Source organism: Streptomyces sp. NPDC044984 (assembly GCF_040646935.1).
Lineage (GTDB): Bacteria > Actinomycetota > Actinomycetes > Streptomycetales > Streptomycetaceae > Streptomyces.
This window is the reverse complement of sequence record NZ_JBEZBE010000020.1, coordinates 134,420-156,204: the sequence shown is the minus strand read 5'-3', so window position 1 is coordinate 156,204 and position 21,785 is coordinate 134,420. Positions and strand designations below refer to the sequence as shown.

Below are 21,785 nucleotides of genomic sequence, written 5' to 3'. Positions count from 1 at the left end.
GGGATCCGGGGCCCCCGCCGGAGCACCCGCCGCCCTAGCATCGAGTGCAGGACATCATCGACGCGACCCGGTACTCGGCGGGCGGAGAGGTAAGGACGAGGGCGATGCGAGAGATCTTCGCGGGATTGCCGTGGTGGGTGAAGTGGATCGCGGTGCCGGTCATCGCCCTGGTCGTGTTCGGCGGGCTGATAGCGAGCGTGGTCGGCTTCGTGATCGGGCTGCTCTTCAAGGCGCTGGTCTTCGTGGCGCTGGTCGGCGGTCTGATCTACGTCGTACGGAAGTTCACGTCGAGTTCCTCGTCGCGCAGCGACTGGTGAGCCGAGGGGGACCGGTGAGGCGGTAACAGGAATCACCGGTTCCCTCGGGCGGGGGAAGTTTCTCCGGCGGGCCGTCTGCGTGCGGTGACAGCCCGTTAGAGTCCGGAACTCGACGCGGGGGTGATCCCCGCGAGCGGCGTCCCCACCCGTGTTCCCCGCACGGGCTGCCCCCTCGCGTTTCGGGAGTGACCCTTGGCCACGACTGGCACCGGCTCCGCGCACCTGGCCGCGGTTCCTCCGCAGCCCCGCTCGCCGGCGCCCACCGCACCGCCGCCCACCGCGACCCTCATCGGCTCCGTCCAGCGAGCCATGCGCCTGCTGGAGACCGTCGCCGGGCACGAGTACGGGGCTCCCGCCAAACAACTTGCCCGGGAGACCGGGTTGGCGCTCCCCACCACGTACCACCTGCTGCGCACCCTGGTGCACGAGGGCTATCTGCGCCGCGACAAGGGGCTGTTCTTCCTGGGAGAGGCGGCGGAACGGCTGAGCAGCAGCGGAGCGGAGCAGAAACGTCGCAGCACGGTGGTCGACATGCTCGCCCGCTGGCGGGACGCGATCGGCGCCCCCGTGTACTACGCCGTGTACCGCGAGGGCGAGATCGAGGTCGTCTGCGTCTCCGAGACCCCCGCCCATCCCGCGGTGGCGGAGTGGGCCGACTTCCGGGAGACCGGACACGCCCACGCGATCGGACAGTGCCTGCTCTCCCAGCTCGACGAGGAGGCGCGCCGCGACCACCTCGATCGCCATCCCGTGCGGCCCGTCACGCCGTACACCGTGCGCGACGACCACAGCCTGCTGAGGCGCCTGGAGCGGACGCGGCCGACGGAGCTGGTGACGGAGCGCCAGGAGTACGTGCTGGGGACGGTGTGCGCGGCGATCCCCATCACCGTCGGCGGCGCGGCCGCGTCGATGGCCATCTCGCTGCCCGCACACCAGGCCGACCGGCTCGTCCCCGCGGCACAGCGACTGCAGGCCGAGATGGGGCGTCTCGTCGGGTCACTCACGCTGTCTATCAGTATCTGAAAACTCACTCCTTGTGATCTCCTGTGTACGTTCAGCAAGATTCCCTCTGGTGCCAGGGTCCATGCCCGGCCAGTCCGTGGCGAATGACGGGGTAGGCGATGCGCGAATCCGTACAGGCAGAGGTCATGATGAGCTTTCTCGTGTCGGAGGAACTGTCCTTCCGCATCCCGGTGGAGCTCCGCTACGACACCTGTGATCCCTACGCCGTGCGGCTGACCTTCCACTTGCCGGGGGACGCCCCCGTGACGTGGGCGTTCGGCCGGGAGCTGCTGATCGACGGCGTAGGCCGGCCGTGCGGAGAGGGCGACGTGCGCGTCTCGCCGGTGGACCCCGACGCGCTGGGCGAAGTGCTGATCCGGCTTCAGGTCGGCAGCGACCAGGCGCTGTTCCGTTCGTCGACCGCACCTCTCGTGGCCTTCCTCGACCGCACCGACAAGCTGGTGCCGCTGGGCCAGGAGGGGGCACTCGCCGACTTCGACGCCCACCTCGACGACGCGCTGGACCGGATCCTGGCGGAGCAGAGCACCGGCTGAAGCGTTACGCCAGTCGGGTGGTCCGGTGGCGGAACGCTTCAGCGCGCTCCGCCCGCCACGCGGGACATCAGCGCTTGCGGCGCCTGCCCCGCCCGCCGCGCCCGGCGGCCGGCCGCGCGTCCGGTGCCTGCCCGGTCTCCTGTACCGGTGCCGGTCCGTGTCCCCGCGTCCGTGCCTGAGCCGTCGGGCGGTCGGCCGAGACCACCAGCGCGGCCAGGGCCGTGGTCACCGGCACCGAGGCCACCAGGCCGATCGAGCCGATCAGGGTGCGCACGATCTCCTCCGCGACCAGTTCGCTGTTGGCGACCGTTCCCACGCCGCTCTGCGCGATGGAGAACAGCAGCAGCAGCGGCAGTGCGGCGCCCGCGTAGGCGAGGACCAGTGTGTTGACCACGGACGCGATGTGATCACGGCCGATGCGGATGCCCGCGCGGTACAGCCCGCGCCAGCCCGTCGACGGGTTGGCCTCGTGCAGCTCCCAGACCGCGGACGTCTGGGTGACCGTCACGTCGTCGAGGACACCGAGCGAACCGATGATGACGCCGGCCAGCAGCAGACCGCTCATGTCGATCTCGGGGTACAGCCCGTGGATCAGACCGGTGTTGTCGTCGGTGTTGCCGGTCAGCGCGGCCCACCCGATGAACACCGAGCCGAGGACGCCGATCAGCAGCAGCGAGATCAGTGTGCCGAGCACCGCCACCGACGTACGCGCCGACAGCCCGTGGCACAGGTACAGGGCGATCAGCATGATCGCGCTCGCCCCCACCACCGCCACGACCAGCGGGTTCGACCCCTGCAGGATCGCCGGCAGGATGAAGAAGTTGAGCACCAGGAAGCTGATCGCCAGTGCGACCAGCGCCATGACGCCACGCAGCCGGCCCACGGCCACCACGGCGAGCGCGAAGATGCCCGCGAGGAGCGCCATCGGGAAGCGCCGGTTCACGTCGGTGACCGAGTACTGGAGGTCCTCGGGCGCGGAGGGCTCGTAGGCGACCACGACCTCCTGGCCCTCGCTCAGCTGCCGGGACTGGTCCGGCTGCACGATCTCGTTGAACGTACGGCCCTTGTCGTCGCCGGTGTCGACCCGGATCGTCGCCTTCTTGCAGGTACCGTCCGCCTGCTGCTGGGCGGACGAGCCCTCGGCCGTGGAGGTGTCGCCGGTCGGGACGCCCCCGGAGGCGTTGACGGACTGACAGCTCACCTCGACCACCTCGGTGACCGTGGCGTGCTGTGTCTGCCGGTCGAAGCCGACGCCGGTGCGCTCGTGCGCCGGGGCACCGCCCGGCCACAGCACGGCGAGTCCGATCAGCACCGCCGCTGCGAACGGGATCAGGATCGCCGCGATGACCTTGCGCAGGTGCTGGGAGACGGGTGCCGCCGGGCCGTGACCGTGGCTGTGTCCGTGCGCGTGGCCGTGACCACCGCCGTCTCCGGCGCCGGGTGCGCGCGATGGTTCGGACGGTTGGTACGGAGGAGGTTGAGAGGGGGTCACCGCCCGATCATCGCAAGAACGGGATGGGCCCTCTGTTCACCGCGCCAGAAATGACGCTAGCGTGGAGGCGCTTTTGTACACGCGGGAGCTCGGAGCACCGGGCTGAGAGGGCGCTGACCTCCGTCCCAGCGATGTTTCACATGAAACGTCACCGGCTTGCGAGTGATGTTTCACACGGAACGTCGTCAGACGGACATCGCTGCGCCGACCGCCGAACCTGTTACCGGGTAATGCCGGCGTAGGGAGTAGGTCTCATGACCAACAAGGACGCACGCACGCCTGCCTCCACGCAGAACCCGACGGAGACGTCGGCGAACGGGGAGGCCGGGAAGTCCATCGGCTGGCACAAGGCGTACGTCGAGGGCACCCGCCCCGACCTGCGGGTGCCGGTCCGCCAGGTGCACCTCACCAACGGGCGGTCGGTCACGCTGTACGACACCTCGGGTCCGTACACCGATCCGCTCGTCGACACCGACGTCCGCCGGGGCCTGGCCCCGCTGCGGGAGAACTGGATCATCGCCCGCGGCGACACCGAGGAGTACGCGGGCCGTCCCGTCCGGCCCGAGGACGACGGGATCAAGCACACCTCTCCGCGCGGGGGCCTGCGCAATCTGGACGCCGTGTTCCCCGGCCGGCCGCGGCTGCCGCGCCGGGGCCGTGCGGGCCGGGCGGTCACGCAGCTGGCGTACGCGCGCCGCGGCGAGATCACGCCCGAGATGGAGTTCGTGGCGGTCCGGGAGAACGTCTCCCCCGAGGTGGTCCGTGAGGAGATCGCGGCGGGCCGGGCGGTGCTGCCGGCCAACGTCAACCACCCGGAGATCGAGCCGATGATCATCGGCAAGCGGTTCCTGGTGAAGGTCAACGCCAACATCGGCAACTCGGCGGTGACGTCCTCCATCGAGGAGGAGGTCGAGAAGATGACCTGGGCGACCCGCTGGGGCGCCGACACGGTCATGGACCTCTCCACCGGCCGCAACATCCACACCACCCGCGAGTGGGTGCTGCGCAACTCCCCCGTCCCCATCGGCACCGTGCCGCTCTACCAGGCCCTGGAGAAGGTCGACGGCCGGGCCGAGGAACTGACCTGGGAGATCTACAAGGACACGGTCGTCGAACAGGCCGAGCAGGGCGTGGACTACATGACGGTCCACGCGGGCGTACGCCTCGCGTACGTACCGCTCACCGCCAACCGCAAGACCGGCATCGTCTCCCGCGGCGGCTCGATCATGGCCGCGTGGTGCCTGGCGCACCACAAGGAATCGTTCCTGTACGAGAACTTCGAGGAGCTCTGCGAGATCCTCGCCGCGTACGACGTCACGTACTCGCTCGGCGACGGCCTGCGGCCCGGGTCCATCGCGGACGCCAACGACGAGGCGCAGTTCGCGGAGTTGCGCACGCTCGGGGAACTCAACACGATCGCGAAGCGTTTCAACGTTCAGACCATGATCGAGGGCCCGGGACACGTCCCGATGCACAAGATCAAGGAGAACATCGACCTTCAGCAGGAGATCTGCGATGAAGCCCCGTTCTATACGCTCGGCCCGCTGACGACGGACGTCGCGCCCGCGTACGACCACATCACGTCCGGCATCGGTGCCGCGATGATCGCCTGGTGGGGCACGGCCATGCTCTGCTACGTCACGCCCAAGGAGCACCTGGGCCTGCCCAATCGTGACGACGTCAAGACCGGCGTCATCACCTACAAGATCGCCGCCCACGCCGCCGACCTCGCCAAGGGCCACCCGGGTGCCCAGGAATGGGACGACGCGCTGTCCGACGCCCGTTTCGAGTTCCGGTGGGAGGACCAGTTCAACCTCGCCCTCGACCCGGACACGGCACGCGAGTTCCACGACGAGACCCTGCCGGCGGAACCCGCCAAGACGGCCCACTTCTGCTCGATGTGCGGCCCGAAGTTCTGTTCGATGAAGATCTCCCAGGACATCCGTCGTGAACACGGCGGAAGCCGGGACGAGATCGAGGAGGGGATGGCGCGGAAGTCGAAGGAGTTCGCGGAGGCGGGCAATCGCGTGTATCTGCCGATCGCGGACTGAGCGTCCACCGCGGGCGGCGCGGGGGCGGTGCCCGTGGCGGGTGCCGCTCCCGCGGGGCAGCGGGCGCGGCCGCCCCTCCCCTTCGCCGGGGCGAATGGGCAGACTGGCCGCATGACAGCGAGTCCGATGAGCAAGGGGTCCAATCTTCCCGTCGATGCCCGCGTGGTGCGCGTTGAGCTCGCTTGGGTGACCGGGGCAGGGGTGCCCGACATCGATGCCTCGGCACTGCTCCTCACGGAGGCCGGGCGGGTGCGGGACGACGGGGACTTCGTCTTCTACAACCAGCCTCGTCACGCGTCCGGCGCCGTGACGCATCTCGGGAAACAGCGCGGCACGCGGGAGACGACCGACACCGTGGAGGTGGATCTGGGCGCCGTGGAAGGGACGGTCGAACGGATCGTGCTGTGCGCGTCGGCGGACGGCGGGACGTTCGGGCAGGTGCCGGGACTGGTGCTCAGGCTGCTCGACGCCGGGGCGGGGACCGAGTTGGCCCGGTTCGACATGGCGGCGGGGACGGAGACCGCGTTCATCGGCGGTGAGTTGTACCGGCGGCAGGGGAAGTGGAAGTTCCGGGCGGTGGGGCAGGGGTACGCCTCCGGGCTCGCGGGTCTGGCCACGGACTTCGGCATCACCGTGGACGACGCGGCCCCGGCCTCGTCCGCTTCCCCCACGGCCACCACGCCCCCGGTCTCACCGGTCTCACCGGTCTCACCCGAGGCCGCCGCGGTCCCGGGCCCGCCGCCCCCGCCCGTTCCTCCCGCCGTGCCGGCCGCGCCCGCCCGGCAGCCCTCCGCGTCCCACCTCCACCCCGGTGCCCCGCGGCTCACCAAGGGCGAGGAGCGGTTGCCCGTCGACATGCGCAAGCGGTTGTCGCTGCGCAAGGAGCAGGTGGCGGTCAGTCTGCGCAAGCACGGGGCCGCCGAGGTCACCGCGCGCGTCATCCTCGTACTCGACGCCTCCGGGTCCATGTCCTTCCTGTACTCCAAGGGGGTCGTGGCCGATGTCGTCGAGCGGATGGCGGCGGTCGCGGCGCAGCTGGACGACGACGGTGAGATGCAGGCCTGGACGTTCGCCTCGAACCCGGCCCGGCTGCCGGACCTGCGGCTGGGGGAGCTTCCGGAGTGGCTGCGGCTGCATGTGCGCGTGGGGGAGATGGGACTGTTCCGGCGTGGGCGGAAGAAGGGGCTGGAGCCCAGCCAGGTCGACATGCGGGACGTGGGCATCCAGAACGAGGAGCAGAAGGTCATCGCCGAGGTGCGCGCGTTCGTGCGGGACCGTCCCGCGTCCGCCCCGACCCTCGTCCTGTTCTTCTCCGACGGGGGCGTCTACCGCAACAAGGAGATCGAGCGCGAGCTCCGCGAGGCGGTGGAGGAGCCGGTCTTCTGGCAGTTCGTGGGGCTGGGCAGGTCCGACTACGGCGTGCTGGAGCGGTTCGACACGCTGCCGGGCCGCCGCGTCGACAACGTCGGGTTCTTCGCCGTCGACGACATCAGCACCGTGCCGGACGCGGAGCTGTACGACCGTCTGCTCTCCGAGTTCCCGCAGTGGATCACGGCTGCGGGACGGGCGGGGATTCTCTGAGATCCGCCCCGTCCCTCCGCCCCGTCCCTCCACCCTGCCTCCGGCTCGCGCCTCCGCCGCGGAGAGCGCGAGCCGACGGACGGGCCGCCCGGCTACTCCGGCTGGTGCTCCGGTCCCCCGAAGTCCGGGCTCGAGTAGTCCGGGCTGGAGTAGCTCGGCCGTGTGCCACGGGCCGCCCCCTCCTGCGGGCTGGAGAAGCCCGGCCGTCCGTACCCCAGGTGCGGGATACGGCCTGCCGGCGGGGGCGGTGCCGTGTGCTGCAGCGCGGAGACCGTCGCCGGGTCGGTGAGCGCGTCCCGCAGGAACGGCAGGATCCCCTGCTTCAGCAGAGCCTCGCGCCAGGCGTCCCTGGCCCGGGTCACCTCCCCGTCGAGTTCGCGGTACGGGCCGCCGAGCGCCGAGGGTTTGTTGCGCAACGCGGTGAGCAGCAGGCCCACGGCGGCGACGAGGATGGCGACCGCCGTCACCGCGCCGAACACCCACCCCGTGGTGAGCATGGTCCGGGCGAACGCGGCGCCGGGATCGAGCATCCGCAGGACGTAGCCGACGAGCAGGAAGATCGCGGCCGCGGTTCCGGCCAGGACGGGTGCCAGGACGGCGACGACGGCGACAGCGCCGGCCCCGGCGGCCTCTCCCATGGTGGCGGCGAGCCCCACCGCGTGCGTGCCCGGCTCGCTGGGACCGGACTCGCGGACGGACGGGGTGGACGAAGCCGGTGGCCGGCGCAGTTCCTCGCGGACCTTCACGTAGTGCTGGTACTCGGTCGCCGCGGCCGCCGTGATGATCGCGGTGGCGTTGAGCGCCATCGTGCGCAGTTGTTCCGAGTTGAGCCGCTGTCCGACCGCGGCCAGTTCCGGGTGGTGTGGCGCGGAGCGCAGCGCCTCATCGAGAATCCGCTCGTATTCCTGGCGGTCCTCGCTCAGCAGGTGCTGCGGAACGCTGTTCATGTGCATCCCCCGATGCTCCGTAGGGCTTGGGGCTCGGCATGCTGACGAGCCGTCGGGCAGAAACGGAGGGGAGCCTGCTACGGATAAGCCGATGGTAGAGCGGTGACGGCGTGCGGTGACAGGGGGTTTACCGAAATTGGCACGTGCACGGTGCGGTTGCGGGCCGCACGGTCACGGCCCGCCGAACCGTCAGACGGCCAGCGGCAGTTGCTGGACCAGCAGTTTTCCGGCCATGGTGACCCCGCCGTCCATCGCGATGGCGAGTCCGTCGGCGTAGACATGAGGTCCGGTGACCACGGGGCCGCCGTCGTCCTCACCGTCCTCGGAGCCGACTTCGCCCGTCAGGTACGGGATCGGGCTGTGGCCGTGAACGACCCGGGTGCCACCGTACGTATCCAGCAGGGAGCGCACCGCGTCGGCGCCGCCCTCGTCACGGAAGGAGAACCGCTTGGTGAACTTGCGGAACAGGTCCCAGACCTCGTCGGCGTCGTTGCGGGTGAGCGTCTCGCGGACGGTGTCGTTGACCTCTTCGATGGAGCGGCCGTAGTCGAGGTAGGCGGTGGTGTCGGAGTGCAGCAGCAGGTGGCCGTCGACCTCCTCGACGGCGTCGAGGCGGGCCATCCACTGCAGGTGGTGGTCCTGGAGTCGGTCCATGTCGGTCTTCTGCCCGCCGTTGAGCAGCCAGGCCGCCTGGAAGGTGGCGGTGCCCGCGCCGGAGTTGACGGGGGTGTCGCCGAACCGCTTGGCGCCGAGCAGCAGCAGCTCGTGGTTGCCCATGAGGGCCTTGCAGTAGCCGCCGGCGGCGGCGGCCTCGGCGGACAGCCGCATCACGAGGTCGATGACGCCGATGCCGTCCGGGCCGCGGTCGGTGAAGTCGCCGAGGAACCACAGCCGCGCGGTGCCGGCGCACCACCGGCCCGCCGGGTCGAGCAGGCCCTGCTCCTGGAGGGCGGCCACCAGCTCGTCCAGGTAGCCGTGGACGTCACCGACCACGTACAGCGGGCCCTGGCCGGTGGGGGGCTGCGGGGCGGGGACGGACGCGGGGTCGACGGTCACCTGAACAGTGTCACCCCGATTGATGACGGGGAGGTCCCGCTGGGTGGGTGTGTATCCCTCGGGGTAGCCCTCCTCGGAGGGCGGGACGACGTCGCCGGGGTGCGTGCTCTGGACGTACGGACCGGTCTCGTGGACATACGCGGGTACCCGGAAGTCGCGCAACGTCGCCGTCCGCTCCACCTCGGGTCCCTGACCGGCCCCCTGAGTCATCGACCCCTCCACCATCGCGCCGCTCCTGCACCGCGTCGGACTGCCTGGTCGCAGCGGCCCGCGGTGTCGTGGGCCCATCATAGGAATGCGGATCGCGCCGTGTGATGACCCAGGGGTGGTGAATCGGAGCGGGACTCCGGTTCACCGGGGCTTTCGCCCCGTTTGAGTGGGTCTTCGACGGCCCTGGCCACACACCTTACGCCGCTGACCGGTCCGTCTTCTTCCGGGGGCCCGGCCCGTTTCTCCCGGAGGGGTGCCGGGGGAACACCCTCACGTCGCCTCTCCGGAGCCCGGACCCGTCCGTACGAGGCCCTCCTCCGGAAGCGGAGCCGGCCCTGCCCCAAACAAGTGCCCCGGACGCCGGCCCCGGCGTGCGTGACATGCCTTCTCCCGGTTCTTCCGAGGCGCGGCCGGTCGCCGAAGCCGCCGCTTCCCCTTCCGGAAGCGGAAGCTCCACGCTCCGGGCCGCGACACGCCCTGCCGGGACCCGCGACGCGCCCTGCCAGCCCTCTGCGACACGTCCTGCCGGGACCCGCGACGGGCCCCGCCAGGCCCGTCGCGTCACTCCCCCTTCGGCGACCTCGGCGGACTGACCGTCGTACGGGGCGGACGCCGCTGCGAGGAGGTCCGCACGATCAGCTCGGTCGGTATGACCTGCTCCACCGGCTGGTCCGAGTCGACCCCCTCGATGGCGTCGATGAGCAGCTGGATCACCGCCGTGCCGATGCGGCGCGGTTTGAGGGAGAGCGTGGTGACGGGCGGTTCGGTGTTGGCGTAGACCGTGGACTCGCTGCAGCAGACGAGCAGCAGGTCGTCCGGGACGCGCAGGCCGTAGCGGCGGGCGGCGGCGAGCAGGTCGGTGCCGTTCGGATCGAACAGGCCGTAGACGGCGTCGGGCCGGTCGGGGCGGGCGAGCAGCCGGTCGGCGGCGACGGCGCCCGCACACGGATCGTGCGCCGGGTAGGCCTCGTAGACCGGGTCCTGGCCCACGCGCTCGCACCAGCGCAGGTACGCAGTGGTCGACAGGTGGGTGTACGTGTCGGTGGTGGTGCCGGTGAGCAGGCCGATGCGGCGGGCGCCGGCTTCGGCGAGGTGGTCGAGGATGCCGAGGACGGCGGCCTCGTGGTCGTTGTCGACCCAGGCGGTGACCGGCAGTGAGCCCGCCGGGCGGCCGTCGGAGACGACGGGTAAGCCCTGCCGGACCAGTTCGCTGACGACCGGGTCCTGGTCGGAGGGGTCGATGACCACCGTGCCGTCCAGGGCGACGTTGGACCACACGTCGTGGCGGGAGGTCGCGGGCAGGATGACGAGGGCGTAGCCGCGGGCGAGCGCGGCGGAGGTGGCGGCGCGCGCCATCTCGGCGAAGTACGCGAACTCGGTGAAGGTGAAAGGTTCATCCCCGTACGTCGTCACGGTCAGGCCGATGAGTCCGGACTTCCCGGTGCGGAGCGTTCGGGCGGCGGCCGAGGGGCGGTACCCCAGTCTGTCGGCCACCTCGCGGACGTGGCGCCGGGTGGCGTCCGGGAGCCTTCCCTTGCCGTTGAGGGCGTCGGAGACGGTCGTGATGGAGACTCCGGCGGCGGCGGCCACGTCCCTGATGCCCGCTCGACCCGGCCGGCTGCCTCGGCGTGAGGTTTCCGCGCGGCTCACCTGGTGCTTCCCTGCTGCTGTCATGGCGAGCCGATAGTAGGGCTCATGCGACGGGGTAGGGCGGACGCATATGCACGCGTTGACAGGCACGTTTCTGCATGATCATTAAGGTCCAATCTCCTTGGAAGCAAAGGGGGTTGAACGTTCCCATGCCAAGACCTGACGTGTGGGCGCACGCGGACCTGCCGAGGGTGTGATGTTGCGAAGAGGTCTCAACTCACCTGCACGGGGGATGCGCGCCACGGCGTAAGCCAGGGGCGCGTAGATATATGTACGGCACGCCCCTGGCCCGCACGCCATTCGTACACCTTCGGACTACGTTGCCCTTGTTGCCACTGTGACGGACGGGGCCGGGAAGCAGCCGCCGCTCCTCTACGCGGCGACGTCGAATCCTCATAAGGTGAGCAGTATTGGATGTCGGCGGCGGACACGGGTGCCGCCGGTCTTCGCGAGGAGGACTGCGGTGAGCGAGACGAGCCCCAAGCTGCGCGCCGAGCTGGAGGGGATCCCCACGTACAAGCCGGGCAAGCCGGCGGTGGCCGGCGGACCGGTGGCGTACAAGCTGTCCTCCAACGAGAACCCCTACCCGCCGCTGCCCGGGGTGATGGAGACCGTGACGGCCGCGGCCTCCTCCTTCAACCGGTACCCGGACATGGCCTGTGCGGCGCTGCTGGCCGAGCTGTCCGAGCGCTTCGCGGTCCCCGCCTCCCACCTGGCCACCGGCACCGGCTCGGTCGGTGTCGCCCAGCAGCTGCTGCAGGCCACGTCGGGCCCGGGCGACGAGGTGATCTACGCCTGGCGGTCCTTCGAGGCGTACCCGATCATCACGCAGATCAGCGGTGCCACCTCGGTCCAGGTGCCGCTGACCCCGGGCGACGTGCACGACCTGGACGCGATGGCCGGGGCGATCACCGACCGGACCCGGCTCATCTTCGTCTGCAATCCCAACAACCCGACCGGCACGGTCGTGCGGCGGGCCGAGCTGGAGCGCTTCCTCGACCGGGTGCCGAGCGACGTCCTGGTGGTGCTCGACGAGGCCTACCGCGAGTTCATCCGGGACACCGAGGTGCCGGACGGCGTCGAGATCTACCGCGAGCGGCCCAACGTCTGCGTCCTGCGGACCTTCTCCAAAGCGTACGGCCTGGCGGGGCTGCGCGTCGGTTTCGCCATCGCCCACGAGCCGGTGGCGGCGGCGCTGCGCAAGACGGCGGTGCCGTTCGGGGTGAGCCAGATCGCGCAGGACGCCGCGATCGCCTCGCTGCGCGCCGAGGACGAGCTGATCGGCCGGGTCGGTTCGCTGGTCTGTGAGCGCAACCGCGTGATGGGGGCGCTGCGGGACCAGGGCTGGACGGTGCCCGAGACCCAGGCCAACTTCGTCTGGCTGCGGCTGGGGGAGCGCACGGTGGCGTTCGCGCAGGCGTGCGAGCAGGCGGGTGTGGTCGTCCGGCCGTTCCCCGGGGAGGGAGTGCGGGTCACGGTCGGCGAGACCGAGGCGAACGACATCTTCCTGAAGGTGGCGGAGGGCTTCCGCAAGGAGCTCTGACCGGCGCGTACGTCCAGGCGGCCGACGGCTTTCCCGTCGGCCGCCTTCGTGTGCGCCGGACGGGTGCGCGAAGGGGCCGACGTCACAGGGGACCCCCCTTCCGGGTCTGAAAAACAGTAGGTCATAATTGCTTGTGAATGTGAACGCGTTCACAAGCGCATCCCGTTTTCGTCCGAGATGTCGAGGGACGAACGGGACCAAGCGGCCGCCGCGACCACGGCGAAGTAAGGAGCGACGACGTGGATCTGGCTCTGGCGCCGGAGACCCTGGCGCGATGGCAGTTCGGTATCACCACCGTCTACCACTTCCTCTTCGTTCCCCTGACGATCTCGCTCGCCGCCCTCACCGCGGGGCTGCAGACCGCCTGGGTGCGCACGGAGAAGGAGAAGTACCTCAGGGCGACGAAGTTCTGGGGCAAGCTCTTCCTGATCAACATCGCGATGGGCGTGGTCACCGGCATCGTGCAGGAGTTCCAGTTCGGCATGAACTGGTCCGACTACTCGCGGTTCGTCGGTGACGTCTTCGGCGCCCCGCTCGCCTTCGAGGCCCTGATCGCCTTCTTCTTCGAGTCCACCTTCATCGGGCTGTGGATCTTCGGCTGGGACAAGCTGCCCAAGAGGATCCACCTGGCCTGCATCTGGATGGTCTCGATCGGCACCCTGCTGTCGGCGTACTTCATCCTCGCCGCCAACTCCTGGATGCAGCACCCGGTCGGCTACCGGATCAACGAGGAGAAGGGCCGCGCCGAGCTCACCGACTTCTGGCTGGTGCTCACCCAGAACACCACGCTCAACCAGGTCTTCCACAGCTTCTCGGCGGCCTTCCTGACCGGCGGCGCCTTCATGGTGGGCATCGCCGCCTTCCACCTGATGCGCAGGAAGCACATCCCGGTGATGCGGACCTCGCTCCGGCTCGGCCTGGTCACCCTGGCGGTCGGCGGCCTGTTCACCGCGATCAGCGGCGACACCCTCGGCAAGGTCATGTACGAGCAGCAGCCGATGAAGATGGCCGCCGCCGAGGCCCTCTGGGACGGCGAGAAGCCGGCGCCGTTCTCCGTGTTCGCCTACGGCGACGTCGACAAGGGCCACAACAAGGTCGCCCTGGAGATCCCCGGCCTGCTGTCCTTCCTCGCCCACAGCGACTTCGAGTCGTACGTACCCGGCATCAACGACACCAACGAGGCCCTCCAGGAGAAGCACGGCCCCGGTGACTACAAGCCCATCGTCCCCGTCGCCTACTGGGGCTTCCGCTGGATGATCGGCTTCGGCATGGCCTCCTTCTCGCTCGGCCTCCTCGGCCTGTGGCTCACCCGCAGGAAGTTCCTGCTGCCGGCCGCCCACCGCACCGGGGAGGACGAGGTCCCGCGCCTGGTGCTGCTGAAGCAGCCGCTCGGTTCCCGGCTCACCCGGCTGTACTGGCTCCTGGCGCTGTGGACCATGGCGTTCCCGCTGATCGCCAACGCCTGGGGCTGGATCTTCACCGAGATGGGCCGGCAGCCCTGGGTGGTCTACGGCGTGATGCGGACCGAGGACGCGGTCTCCCCCGGCGTGTCCACGGCCGAGGTCGTCACCTCGATGTCCGTCTTCACCCTGCTCTACGCCGTCCTGGCCGTCATCGAGGTCAGGCTGCTCGCCAAGTACGTCAAGGCGGGCCCGCCCGAGCTCGGCGACTCCGACCTCAACCCGCCCACGAAGCTCGGCGGCGACGTCCGTGACGCCGACAAGCCGATGGCCTTCTCGTACTAGGCCGAGGGAGCTGCACCGTCATGGAACTGCACGACGTCTGGTTCGTCCTGATCGCCGTCCTGTGGACCGGCTACTTCTTCCTGGAGGGCTTCGACTTCGGGGTCGGCGTCCTCACCCGGCTGCTCGCCCGCGACCGGGCCGAGAAGCGGGTACTGATCAACACCATCGGCCCGGTCTGGGACGGCAACGAGGTGTGGCTGCTCACGGCCGGCGGCGCGACCTTCGCCGCCTTCCCCGAGTGGTACGCCACGCTCTTCTCCGGCTTCTACCTGCCGCTGCTGGCCATCCTGGTCTGCCTGATCATCCGCGGTGTCGCCTTCGAGTACCGGGCGAAGCGGCCGGAGGAGAACTGGCAGCGCAACTGGGAGACGGCGATCTTCTGGACCTCGCTGATCCCGGCCTTCCTGTGGGGCGTGGCCTTCGGGAACATCGTGCACGGCGTGAAGATCGACGCCGAGTTCGAGTACGTGGGGAACGTCTGGGACCTGCTCAACCCCTACGCGCTGCTGGGCGGCCTGGTCACGCTGACGCTCTTCACCTTCCACGGCACGGTGTTCACGGCGCTGAAGACGGTCGGGGAGATCCGGGAGCGGGCACGGAAGCTGGCGCTGCGCGTGGGTCTGGTCACGGCCGTACTGGCGGCGGCCTTCCTGCTATGGACCCAGGCCGACCGCGGCGACGGCACCAGCCTGGTCGCGCTGGTCGTGGCGGTCGCTTCCCTGGTCGCCGCCCTGACGGCGAACCAGGCGGGACGTGAGGGGTGGGCGTTCGCCCTGTCCGGCGTCACCATCGTGGCCGCCGTGGCGATGCTCTTCCTGACGCTGTTCCCGAACGTCATGCCGTCCACGCTGGACGCCGACTGGAGCCTGACCGTCACCAACGCCTCCTCCAGCCCCTACACCCTGAAGATCATGACCTGGCTCGCGGTGATCGCCACTCCGGTGGTGCTGCTCTACCAGGGCTGGACGTACTGGGTGTTCCGCAAGCGGATCGGTACCCAGCACATCGCCGACCCCGTGCACTGAGGTGTGTTTCACGTGAAACCGATCGACCCGCGCCTTCTCCGCTACGCCCGCGCCACCCGTGGCTTCCTGGTGGCGGTCGTCGGCCTGGGTGCCGTCGGCGCGGTGCTGGTCATCGCCCAGGCCATGCTCATCGCCGAGATCGTGGTGGGCGCGTTCCAGGACGGGCTGTCCGCCGACGCGCTCGGCACTCCCCTGCTGCTTCTCGTCGCCGTGGCGGCCGGCCGCGGGCTGGTCGGCTGGCTGACCGAGCTGGCCGCGCACCGGGCGAGCGCCGCGGTGAAGTCGGAGCTGCGGGGGCGGTTGCTGGAGCGGGCGACGGCACTGGGGCCGGAATGGCTGGACGGCCGGCGCACCGGATCACTGGTCGCCCTGGCCACCCGGGGGATCGACGCCCTCGACGGTTACTTCTCGCGCTACCTCCCCCAGCTGGGACTCGCGGTGGTCGTCCCGGTGGCGGTGCTGGCCCGGATCGTCACCGAGGAGTGGGTCTCGGCGGCGATCATCGTGGGCACCCTGCCGCTCATCCCGGTCTTCATGGTGCTGATCGGCTGGGCCACCCAGTCCCGGATGGACCGGCAGTGGCTGGTGCTGTCCCGGTTGTCCGGCCACTTCCTGGACGTCGTCGCCGGACTGCCGACGCTGAAGGTCTTCGGACGGGCCAAGGCCCAGGCGGAGTCGATCCGCCGGATCACCGCCGAGTACCGGCGGGCGACCATGCGGACGCTGCGGATCGCCTTCATCTCCTCCTTCGCGCTGGAACTGCTCGCCACGCTCTCGGTGGCGCTGGTCGCGGTGACGATCGGCATGCGGCTCGTCCACGGCGAGCTGGACCTCCGCACCGGCCTGATCGTCCTGATCCTGGCGCCCGAGGCCTATCTGCCGCTACGGCAGGTCGGCGCCCAGTACCACGCGGCCGCGGAGGGGCTCGGGGCGGCCGAGGAGATCTTCTCGGTACTGGAGACGCCGGTGCCCGCGCCGGGGACGGCGGCGGTGCCGACGGGCGCCCTCGCCTTCGAGGACGTGACGGTCCGCTATCCGGACCGGTCCACGGACGCGGTGACGGACGTGTCCTTCACCGTCGCCCCCGGGGAGACGGTCGCGCTCGTCGGACCGAGCGGCGCGGGCAAGTCGACCCTGCTGAACGTGTTGCTCGGGTTCGTCCGCCCCACCGGGGGCCGGGTGCGGATCGGGGGAGCCGATCTCGGCGGGCTCGACCTCGCCGGGTGGCACGCCCGTGTCGCCTGGGTGCCGCAGCGGCCGCACCTGTACGCCGGGACGATCACCGAGAACGTACGGCTGGCCCGGCCCGACGCGGACGACGACGCCGTGCGGCGCGCCCTGCGGGACGCCGGGGCGCTGGAGTTCGTGGACGCGTTGCCCGACGGCGCCGAGACCGTGCTGGGTGAGGACGGAGCAGGGCTGTCGGCCGGGCAGCGGCAGCGGCTCGCGCTGGCCCGCGCGTTCCTCGCGGACCGGCCCGTCCTGCTGCTCGACGAGCCGACGGCGGCGCTGGACGGCGCCACCGAGGCCGATGTCGTGGCGGCGGTACGACGACTGGCCGCCGGCCGGACGGTGCTGCTCGTGGTGCACCGGCCGGCGCTGCTGGCCCTGGCGGACCGGGTGGTGCGGCTCGCCGAACCTGCTCCCGCGGCCCCCGGGGAGTCCCCGCGCCGGGAGGTCCGCGTCGCGACGGCCGTCGAGACGGCCCCCGCAGCGGACAGCGGACCCGCCGGACACGAAGACGGACCGGCCCCGGGCGGTGTCCTCGACCGCGTCCGTGCCCTGTCCGGCGCCCGGCGGGGGAGGATCACCCTCGCGCTGCTGCTCGGCACCCTCGCCCTGGGCAGCGCCGTCGGGCTCATGGCGACCTCCGGGTGGCTCATCTCCCGGGCCTCGCAGCAGCCGCCCGTGCTGTACCTGATGATGGCCGTGACGGCGACCCGCGCCTTCGGTATCGGCCGGGCCGTGTTCCGGTACGCCGAGCGGCTCGTGTCGCACGACGCCGTGCTGCGCATGCTGGCCGACACCCGGGTCGCGGTGTACCGGCGCCTGGAGCGGCTGGCGCCCGCCGGACTGCGCGGTGCCCGCCGGGGCGACCTGCTCTCCCGGCTGGTCTCCGACGTGGACGCCCTCCAGGACTACTGGCTGCGCTGGCTGCTGCCGGCCGGTGCGGCCGTCGCCGTCTCCGCCCTGTCCGTCGGCTTCACCGCCTGGCTGCTGCCCGAGGCGGGCGCCGTGCTCGCGGCCGGGCTGCTCGCGGCGGGCGCCGGTGTGCCCCTGCTGACCGGTGCCGTGGCGCGTCGCGCGGAACGCAGGCTGGCACCGGCGCGTGGCGTCCTCGCGACCCGGGTGACCGATCTGCTCACCGGCACCGCGGAGCTGACCGTCGCCGGTGCCCTGCCCGCGCGGACCGCCGGGGCGCGCCGGGCCGACGGCACGCTCACCCGGATCGCCTCGCGCGCCGCCACCGCCACCGCGCTCGGCGACGGGCTCACCGCACTGATCTCCGGACTGACCGTCGCGGCCGCCGCCCTCGTCGGGGTCCAGGCCGTGGCCACCGGCCGGCTGGACGGTGTGGCCCTCGCCGTCGTCGTCCTCACCCCGCTGGCCGCGTTCGAGGCCGTCCTCGGGATGCCGCTCGCCGTGCAGTACCGGCAGCGGGTGCGCCGCAGCGCCGAGCGCGTGTACGAGGTCCTGGACGCCCCGGCCCCCGTACGGGAGCCGGAGGCGCCCCGGCAGGCGCCCGCGTCGCCGTTCCCGCTCGTGGTCGAAGGGCTGGCCGCCCGGCACCCCGGGCAGGACCGGGACGCGCTCGCCGGGGTGGACCTGACGCTCGAGCGGGGCCGCCGCATCGCGGTGGTCGGCCCCTCCGGGTCGGGCAAGACGACCCTCGCACAGGTGCTGCTGCGGTTCCTGGACCCGGGCGCGGGCTCCTACACCCTGGCCGGGGTGGACGCGTACGCCCTGGACGGCGACGACGTACGGCGGCTGGTCGGACTGTGTGCGCAGGACGCGCACCTCTTCAACAGCTCGGTACGGGAGAACCTGCTGCTCGCCAGGAAGGACGCGACCGAGGACGAGCTGCGCGGCGCTCTTCGCCGGGCCCGGCTGCTGGAGTGGGCCGACGGCCTGCCCGACGGGCTCGACACGCTCGTCGGTGAGCACGGGGCGCGGCTGTCCGGTGGACAGCGGCAGCGGCTGGCGCTCGCCCGTGCGCTGCTCGCGGACTTCCCCGTGCTGGTGCTGGACGAACCCGCCGAGCACCTCGACCTGCCGGCCGCCGACGCGCTCACCGCCGATCTGCTGGCCGCCACCGAGGGCCGTACGACGCTGCTCATCACCCACCGGCTGGCCGGCCTGGAGGCGGTGGACGAGGTCGTCGTGCTGGACGGGGGGCGGGTGGTGCAGCGCGGACCGTACGACGAACTCGTGGCCACGGCGGGCCCGTTGCGGGCGATGGCACGCAGGGAGGAGCGGGCCGGACTCCTGGCGGCGGCCCGCTAGCCCCGGCGGACCCCTCCCGCGTGACGGGATGTCAAGGTCCTGGGGGTATACCGCTGTTCGGCGGTATCCCTGGTCCGTCCGGGGGCGCGTGGTCCCCCATGTGTACGACATGAACAGGACCGTGCACCGGGGCGGGGTCCAGGATCGCAGTCATGCGCTTCACCCGCCGCCATCCGCTGCTCGTCGCCGTGCTGCTGTGCGCGCTCGCCGTGCTCGCCGCCCGGCCCGCCGACGGCGACGGCACCCACACCCCCGGTCACGGCTCCGCGTCCGGCATCGGCGCGGAGGTGGCGCGGCTGTACGAGGAAGCGGCGGCGGCGACGGAGCGGTACGAGACCGGCCGACGCGAGGCCGAGGAGCAGCGGGCCAGGGCGCAGCGGCTGGAGGAGCGGCTCGACCGCGAGCGGCGGGAGATGGCCGGGCTCCACGAGGACCTGGGCCGGATCGCGAGCTCCCAGTACCGGGACGGCGGCGGGCTGCCGCTCACCGCGCACATGCTGCTCGCCGACGACCCCGAGGAGCTGATGCGCGGTCAGCGGGCGGTGTGGCAGGCGGAGGTGTCGCTCGACCAGGCGATCGGCAAGAGCGAACGCGCCGAGGCCCGGCTCGCCCGCGACGAGGCGAAGGCCGCGGCGGCGTGGCAGAGGCTGGAGAGGCGGAACACGGAACTCGCCGCCCTGCAGCAGGACATCGAGCGGAAGCTCGAAGCGGCGCGGTGGAAGCTGCAGGGCCAGGCGGACGCCTCCGTCGCGGCCGGCGCCTGCCGCGGTGCGGTCCGCCTCGACCAGCCGGAGACGCGGTTCACCACCCGCTGGGTGGCGCCGGTGGAGACGTACGAACTGTCCGCCTCCTACGGCAGCGGCGGCGCCCGGTGGGCGAACCGGCACACCGGGCAGGACTTCGCGGTGCCGATCGGCACGCCGGTGCGGGCCGTGGGCTCCGGGACGGTGGTGAGGGTGTCCTGCGGGGGCGCCTTCGGCATCGAGATCGTGCTCCGGCACGCGGGCGGCTACTACACCCAGTACGCCCACCTCGCCGCCGTCGCCGTCGACCAGGGGGACCGGGTCTCGCCCGGGCAGTGGATCGGCCAGTCCGGCACCAGCGGCAACTCCACGGGCCCGCACCTGCACTTCGAGGTGCGGGTCACACCGGAGATGGGGTCGGCGGTGAACCCCGTGCCGTGGCTGGCGCGGCACGGAGTGTCGCTCTGAGCGGCTACGGCCGCTCGTTCAGCAGCTGCTCGATGACCACGGCCACCCCGTCGTCGTTGTTGGCGACGGTGCGGCCCGAGGCGGCGGCGATCACGTCCGGGTGGGCGTTGCCCATCGCGTAGGAACGTCCGGCCCAGGTCAGCATCTCGACGTCGTTCGGCATGTCGCCGAAGGCGACGACCTCCTCGTGCGAGATGCCCCGCTCGGCGCAGCACAGGGCGAGCGTGCTGGCCTTGGAGACGTCGGGGCCGCTGATCTCCAGCAGGGCGCTGGGGCTGGAGCGGGTGACGTTGGCCCGGTCGCCGATGGCGAGCCGGGCCAGGGTCAGGAAGGCGTCGGGGTCGAGTTCGGGGTGGTGGGCGAGGATCTTGAGCACGGGCTCGCCGGCGGTGTGGGAGTCCGGAGCCAGCAGGTCCTCGGCGGGAGCGAGCGTGTCCGGGACCTCCATGTGCAGCTTCGGGTACGCCGGCTCCTGGTTGAAGCCGAAGGTCTGCTCCACGGCGTACACCGTGCCCGGTGCGGCCTCGCGCAGCAGCCGTACGGCGTCCAGCGCGTTCTTCCGGGGCAGCTCGCGCACCTTCACGAAGCGGTGCGCGCCGGGGCCGCCGTGCAGGTCGACGACGGCCGCGCCGTTGCCGCAGATGGCGAGGCCGTGGCCGTGGACGTGGTCGCTGACGACGTCCATCCAGCGGGCGGGGCGGCCGGTGACGAAGAAGACCTCGACGCCCGCCTCCTCGGCGGCGGCGAGTGCGGCGACGGTGCGTGGGGACACCGACTTGTCGTCGCGCAGCAGGGTGCCGTCGAGGTCGGTGGCGATGAGCCGCGGTCGGGTGGGGGCTGCCTGGGTCTCGGGCTGTCGGGTCGCTGAGGTCACCCGGCCATTGTCCCGCATATGCCCGCACGACCGTGCGGGAGTCCGCACATCTGAGTGGTTACCGCTGTCACCAGCGGTCTCTTTCCACGCTCTGGGCCGGCCGGGGTCACCGCAGCTGCGCCGGCGCCTCCATGGCGATCCGTTCGAAGACCTTCTGGTCCGCGGCGAAGTCCGAGTCGGGGATGGGCCAGTGGATCACGATCTCGGTGAATCCCAGCTCGGCGTGGCGGCCCGCGAAGTCGACGAAGGCGTCCAGGGACTCCAGTGGACGGCCCCGGTCCGGGGTGAATCCGGTGAGCAGGATCTTGTCCAGCCCGGTCACGTCCCGGCCGAGCTCGGCGCAGGCGTCGGCCAGCTTCTCCGCCTGGCCGCGAATGGCCTGAACCGACTGTTCGGGCGTGCCGTCCTCGTACAGCCGGGGGTCGCCCGTGGTCACCCAGGCCTGCCCGTGACGTGCCGCGAGCCGCAGTCCGCGCGGTCCGGTGGCCGCCACGGCGAACGGCAGCCGGGGCCGCTGCACACAGCCGGGGACGGTGCGCGCCTCGTGCGCCGCGTAGAAGTCGCCCTCGTACGACACCGAGTCCTCGGTGAGCAGCCGGTCGAGCAGGGACACGAACTCGGCGAAGCGGTCGGCGCGCTCACGGGGTGTCCAGGGCTCCTGGCCGAGCGCCGTGGCGTCGAAGCCGGTGCCACCCGCGCCGATCCCGAGCGTGACGCGTCCGCCGGAGATGTCGTCGAGGGAGATGAGTTCCTTGGCGAGGGTCACCGGGTGGCGGAAGTTCGGTGAGGTCACCAGCGTGCCCAGCCGCATCCGGTCGGTCACGGCCGCGGCGGCGGTCAGGGTGGGAACGGCACCGAACCAGGGGCCGTCCCGGAAGCTGCGCCAGGACAGATGGTCGTAGGTGTATCCCGCGTGGAAACCGAGTTCCTCGGCACGCACCCACGCCGAACGGCTGCCCTCGTGCCAGCGGCGGTACGGGAGGATCACGGTGCTCAGGCGCAGACTCATGTCACCGAGCCTAT

Annotated in this window: 16 protein-coding genes and 1 riboswitch; of the genes, 10 read left to right on the top strand and 6 right to left on the bottom strand. The window is 71.4% G+C overall.

The window, feature by feature from the left end:
• Positions 1–104 precede the first annotated feature (104 nt).
• From AB0A94_RS22620 to AB0A94_RS22610, 3 genes are all read left to right on the top strand, one after another.
• Positions 105–317 (top strand): DUF5326 family protein, encoded by a 213-nt coding sequence (locus AB0A94_RS22620; RefSeq protein WP_361746897.1) that lies wholly within the window; start codon positions 105–107, stop codon positions 315–317.
• Positions 318–539: 222 nt separating this feature from the next.
• The gene (locus AB0A94_RS22615; RefSeq protein ID WP_361746933.1) at positions 540–1,340 is read left to right on the top strand and encodes an IclR family transcriptional regulator C-terminal domain-containing protein; all 801 of its coding nucleotides are present in this window, start codon (positions 540–542) and stop codon (positions 1,338–1,340) included.
• A 98-nt stretch (positions 1,341–1,438) separates the two neighbouring features.
• Complete coding sequence (locus tag AB0A94_RS22610) at positions 1,439–1,873, top strand: SsgA family sporulation/cell division regulator (RefSeq protein WP_217127462.1); 435 nt, start codon at positions 1,439–1,441, stop codon at positions 1,871–1,873.
• 67 nt (positions 1,874–1,940) lie between these two features.
• On the opposite strand, the gene AB0A94_RS22605 is transcribed toward AB0A94_RS22610, so the two are convergent.
• Positions 1,941–3,365: a YibE/F family protein gene (locus tag AB0A94_RS22605; protein WP_361746894.1), complete on the bottom strand. Its 1,425-nt coding sequence runs from the start codon at positions 3,363–3,365 to the stop codon at positions 1,941–1,943.
• A gap of 71 nt (positions 3,366–3,436) precedes the next feature.
• Positions 3,437–3,627: riboswitch (TPP riboswitch) on the top strand.
• On the opposite strand from AB0A94_RS22605, the gene thiC reads away from it, so the two are divergent.
• Both thiC and AB0A94_RS22595 read left to right on the top strand, forming a co-directional pair.
• Positions 3,620–5,416, top strand: a complete 1,797-nt coding sequence (thiC, locus tag AB0A94_RS22600; protein ID WP_361746892.1) for a phosphomethylpyrimidine synthase ThiC — start codon at positions 3,620–3,622, stop codon at positions 5,414–5,416. (Overlaps the previous riboswitch by 8 nt.)
• A 111-nt stretch (positions 5,417–5,527) precedes the next feature.
• A complete protein-coding gene (locus AB0A94_RS22595; protein ID WP_361746890.1) occupies positions 5,528–6,997 on the top strand; it encodes a VWA domain-containing protein in 1,470 nt (489 codons plus the stop codon).
• 92 nt (positions 6,998–7,089) lie between these two features.
• Here the strand turns inward: AB0A94_RS22595 and AB0A94_RS22590 are convergent, their stop codons facing one another.
• The 3 genes from AB0A94_RS22590 to AB0A94_RS22580 form a co-directional block, all read right to left on the bottom strand.
• Positions 7,090–7,950 (bottom strand): hypothetical protein, encoded by an 861-nt coding sequence (locus AB0A94_RS22590; RefSeq protein WP_361746888.1) that lies wholly within the window; start codon positions 7,948–7,950, stop codon positions 7,090–7,092.
• Between the two features lie 183 nt (positions 7,951–8,133).
• Complete coding sequence (locus AB0A94_RS22585) at positions 8,134–9,225, bottom strand: metallophosphoesterase (protein ID WP_361746886.1); 1,092 nt, start codon at positions 9,223–9,225, stop codon at positions 8,134–8,136.
• 546 nt (positions 9,226–9,771) lie between these two features.
• Complete coding sequence (locus AB0A94_RS22580) at positions 9,772–10,884, bottom strand: LacI family DNA-binding transcriptional regulator (protein WP_217128756.1); 1,113 nt, start codon at positions 10,882–10,884, stop codon at positions 9,772–9,774.
• Between the two features lie 439 nt (positions 10,885–11,323).
• Between AB0A94_RS22580 and hisC the strand changes: the two genes are divergently transcribed.
• From hisC to AB0A94_RS22555, 5 genes are all read left to right on the top strand, one after another.
• Positions 11,324–12,403 (top strand): histidinol-phosphate transaminase, encoded by a 1,080-nt coding sequence (hisC, locus tag AB0A94_RS22575; protein ID WP_361746884.1) that lies wholly within the window; start codon positions 11,324–11,326, stop codon positions 12,401–12,403.
• A gap of 239 nt (positions 12,404–12,642) precedes the next feature.
• Positions 12,643–14,148: a cytochrome ubiquinol oxidase subunit I gene (locus AB0A94_RS22570; protein WP_361746882.1), complete on the top strand. Its 1,506-nt coding sequence runs from the start codon at positions 12,643–12,645 to the stop codon at positions 14,146–14,148.
• Between the two features lie 20 nt (positions 14,149–14,168).
• Positions 14,169–15,173, top strand: a complete 1,005-nt coding sequence (cydB, locus tag AB0A94_RS22565) for a cytochrome d ubiquinol oxidase subunit II (protein ID WP_361746880.1) — start codon at positions 14,169–14,171, stop codon at positions 15,171–15,173.
• A 12-nt stretch (positions 15,174–15,185) separates the two neighbouring features.
• Positions 15,186–18,677, top strand: a complete 3,492-nt coding sequence (gene cydD / locus AB0A94_RS22560) for a thiol reductant ABC exporter subunit CydD (protein ID WP_361746878.1) — start codon at positions 15,186–15,188, stop codon at positions 18,675–18,677.
• Positions 18,678–18,829: 152 nt separating this feature from the next.
• Positions 18,830–19,888, top strand: coding sequence for a M23 family metallopeptidase (locus AB0A94_RS22555; RefSeq protein WP_361746876.1), 1,059 nt, complete (start codon positions 18,830–18,832; stop codon positions 19,886–19,888).
• A gap of 4 nt (positions 19,889–19,892) precedes the next feature.
• Here the strand turns inward: AB0A94_RS22555 and AB0A94_RS22550 are convergent, their stop codons facing one another.
• Together AB0A94_RS22550 and AB0A94_RS22545 are read right to left on the bottom strand one after the other, a co-directional pair.
• The gene (locus AB0A94_RS22550) at positions 19,893–20,780 is read right to left on the bottom strand and encodes an HAD hydrolase family protein (RefSeq protein ID WP_361746874.1); all 888 of its coding nucleotides are present in this window, start codon (positions 20,778–20,780) and stop codon (positions 19,893–19,895) included.
• Positions 20,781–20,868: 88 nt separating this feature from the next.
• Complete coding sequence (locus AB0A94_RS22545) at positions 20,869–21,771, bottom strand: LLM class flavin-dependent oxidoreductase (RefSeq protein ID WP_361746872.1); 903 nt, start codon at positions 21,769–21,771, stop codon at positions 20,869–20,871.
• Between the last annotated feature and the right edge of the window lie 14 nt (positions 21,772–21,785).